This window comes from Vibrio sp. A37 (assembly GCF_059777565.1).
In genome coordinates this window covers 1-2,919 of sequence record NZ_JBLNLI010000050.1, presented here as the reverse complement: position 1 = coordinate 2,919, position 2,919 = coordinate 1, and the positions used below count along the sequence as shown (strand labels likewise).

Here is a 2,919-nt window from a genome sequence, read left to right as displayed (position 1 = left end):
AATTTGCACTGGGATTGGGCATTTTCGTCATCAACTTTCAAGATGATTTTATAAACAATCTTTTAATTCAACAGGATAGAATTTGGTATAATATTTGTATTTATTTCATTGTCAGCTCTCTATCAATTAGGTAACACAATGAAAATAATTAAGAATATCCCTATCATGGGCCTTCCATCTAAGATTTCAGCATGGTGGATAAAGCGGGTACAACATGTCTTTCTCTCTGCGCCGCCAATGACCTTCTATGCTGCTAAGACTCAATGCCATTTCGAAAGCAAACAACCGCGATGAGCATGTTTTTATTGCTCGAACATTCACTCTAAATAGAATCATACTTTTGTCTTAAACATAGATAGCATGATTAGGATTAACAACCGATATACGGGTTTGAAGTCCAACGGAACAGAAAGCAACTATAAGGACTTCCGCCCGTTTAAGCTTTTATAGCGATTAAATAACTTCTCGTACACAGCCACACCTTCGACAAGGATAAAGGAAGGCACAATCAAATCAAAATTGACTATTAAATGAGCGTGTCAACAAAGCCTTTCTAGTGTTGACTATTTTATTTCTTCAGATAAACGGCGAACTAAAAATTTGCTGAACGCTTCAGCATCCACATCAACAGCAACCTGAATTGTGTCACCTTCTGTTCCATCTAATGGCTGGATAAATGGGTCGCTATGATTTCTGAACCGCTCAAGGTTAAATTTCATTGGAATGAATTTGCAAAAATCAGGTTTAAACAGAACAGCTAATGCAAGCGGATCATGAATATGAGCGCCTTCTAGCTTGCGCTCATTAATACTGAGTTCAAACCAAGGTCTACAATACTTATAAATATGCTGATGTAAAGCAGACGTTTTCTGACTATCTCCTATTGATGTCAGCTGCTCCATTGTCATTTCCACTCGACTTGTTACAGAAACCGGAACAAAGGTTAGAGGAATCCCCGACTTGACAACGATTTCTGTTGCATGTGGATCGTAGTCTGTATTGAAGCGTAAATAGTTTTGCCAAATACTTGCAGGTATATCCGGAGTGCCTGTTGCAAAAAATGCTGAATTATCAATACCCGCAGACATGTGTACGATGTGTTTTAAATTATTTTTCATCAGCTCTGGCTCCTTTAAAATTGCCATAGCTAAGTTAGTTAATGACCCTTCAGCAACTACCGTTACCTCACTAGGATATTTTCTCACTGACTCAATAATAAAATCCTCGGCATTTAGATGATGAGGTTTTATAGTTGGAGACGGAATATCTAGTTTATGCTCCCAATACTTCTTTTCACTACCCGCGGTTTTTTCAGACAAATATGCATGATGTGCACTTCGATCCTCAATAAGCGGATTTTCTCGCCCTTGAGCTACGGGAATACTAGCTCTGTCTGCTAGTTCCAACATGCGTAGAGTGTTTATAGTTGCTTGCTGCGAAGAGCAATTGCCTGCGCAAGTTGTACAACCAATTAGTTCGACTTCTTTGGAAGTTAATGCCAATAAAACCGCTAACGCATCATCGATATCCTGAGCCGGTATGGTCAAAGCATTATCAACATCCAATATAACTTTGTGTGACAACATTTAATTTATCTTTCGTGGTAAAATTTGCCGACTTTGTACCAATAAATTATTGCTGAACTATTAAAGCTAACCCTTTCGAAGATTGGTCTTACCTGTCTGTCAACAAAGCGTCCCATACGATGGTAGAAGGCTTTGTTGCAGTACGAAACACACTCTGTCTTATTCTGCTTTATTCTGCTTTATTCTGCTTTAATAAAGCTGGACACTTTGATAGAGGAATCTATTCTCTTTATCGAGGTGAAAAATGACAAAACAAACACAACATTCTTATAGGGGTAGTTTGCGGAAAAGTGCTGGCTACTACGTTAAGACATTTCAGTTCGTATTTTGTTAGTTCTTGAGTTGATAAAATCGAAGTTGAATTCGGGAAAAAACAAAATATTTATTATCTTGCCCGTTATCACCTGACCTCTCCCCGCCCTATCGGGCGAGGGTTCTTATATCACTACAAGAACAAATTTCTAGGTAACTTCAGCTATGCAAAAGAGTTATTAATTGATACTATCCATACCAAATTAAGAACTATACGTGATGGACAAAGAAGCCACCGATGGTCTTAATGAAACGAACAGAGTCACTGTTAGTTGGCTATGTGTCCCTCTTTAAAATAGAGGGACACCCTTCACTTCCCATCTTTCACTCTTATTGCATCACCTCAAACAAGCCTATTGTTCTTGCGTAACAGCTTTGGCTAGATTATTCCCAGAGCTGACACAGAAGTAACTACGCAATTTTCATACGGTATGACGATTGCGGATATTTCAGCTTCCAGAAATGTCTCTGGCAATAACACCAGAAGCTTGCTTAAATCATCGATGCAATCGCTTAATGTGTTTTCTTTGAACTCATTGAGGTCTGTATTACTAATCAGGATTGCATTAGAAAAGTTGTAGTAAGATTTAAAACAACCGGAAAGTGTGTTAGCTATCAGGTTGTTTACTTCATCAAGTAACTTGAATACTTTCAGTTACTGCCTAAAAGTGCGGTCCACTGACATAGCCTCTTCAAAATCACTACGGAATGGGTTGATATCAAGGCCACCACGTCGAGTATATCGAGCAAATACTGTTAGTTTTTCAGGATTGCAGCAACGCTTGATATCTGTGTAAATACGTTCAACACACTGCTCATGGAACTCATTGTGATCTCTAAAAGAAATGATATATCTAAGCAGTTGCTCTTTATCAATTGCGTTGCCTTTGTATTGAATATAAACGCTACCCCAATCAGGCTGGTTAGTGACTAGGCAGTTTGATTTCAGTAAATGAGAGCATAGGCTTTCTTCGACTACGTTTTCTGATGCAGAGCCAGATAAGCTATCTTCATCATATTC

The 2,919-nt window shown here is 38.5% G+C and carries 2 protein-coding genes and 1 pseudogene; 1 reads left to right on the top strand and 2 read right to left on the bottom strand.

Going from position 1 to position 2,919, the window contains the following annotated elements; genetic code table 11:
* The first annotated feature begins 138 nt into the window (after nucleotides 1–138).
* The gene (locus ACM2FC_RS23415; protein ID WP_498483447.1) at nucleotides 139–294 is read left to right on the top strand and encodes a hypothetical protein; all 156 of its coding nucleotides are present in this window, start codon (nucleotides 139–141) and stop codon (nucleotides 292–294) included.
* 269 nt (nucleotides 295–563) lie between these two features.
* On the opposite strand, the gene ACM2FC_RS23410 is transcribed toward ACM2FC_RS23415, so the two are convergent.
* Both ACM2FC_RS23410 and ACM2FC_RS23405 read right to left on the bottom strand, forming a co-directional pair.
* A complete protein-coding gene (locus ACM2FC_RS23410) occupies nucleotides 564–1,586 on the bottom strand; it encodes a nucleoside hydrolase (RefSeq protein ID WP_498483446.1) in 1,023 nt (340 codons plus the stop codon).
* A gap of 967 nt (nucleotides 1,587–2,553) precedes the next feature.
* Nucleotides 2,554–2,919: pseudogene (locus ACM2FC_RS23405) on the bottom strand (NADPH-dependent 7-cyano-7-deazaguanine reductase QueF); the annotation flags it as partial.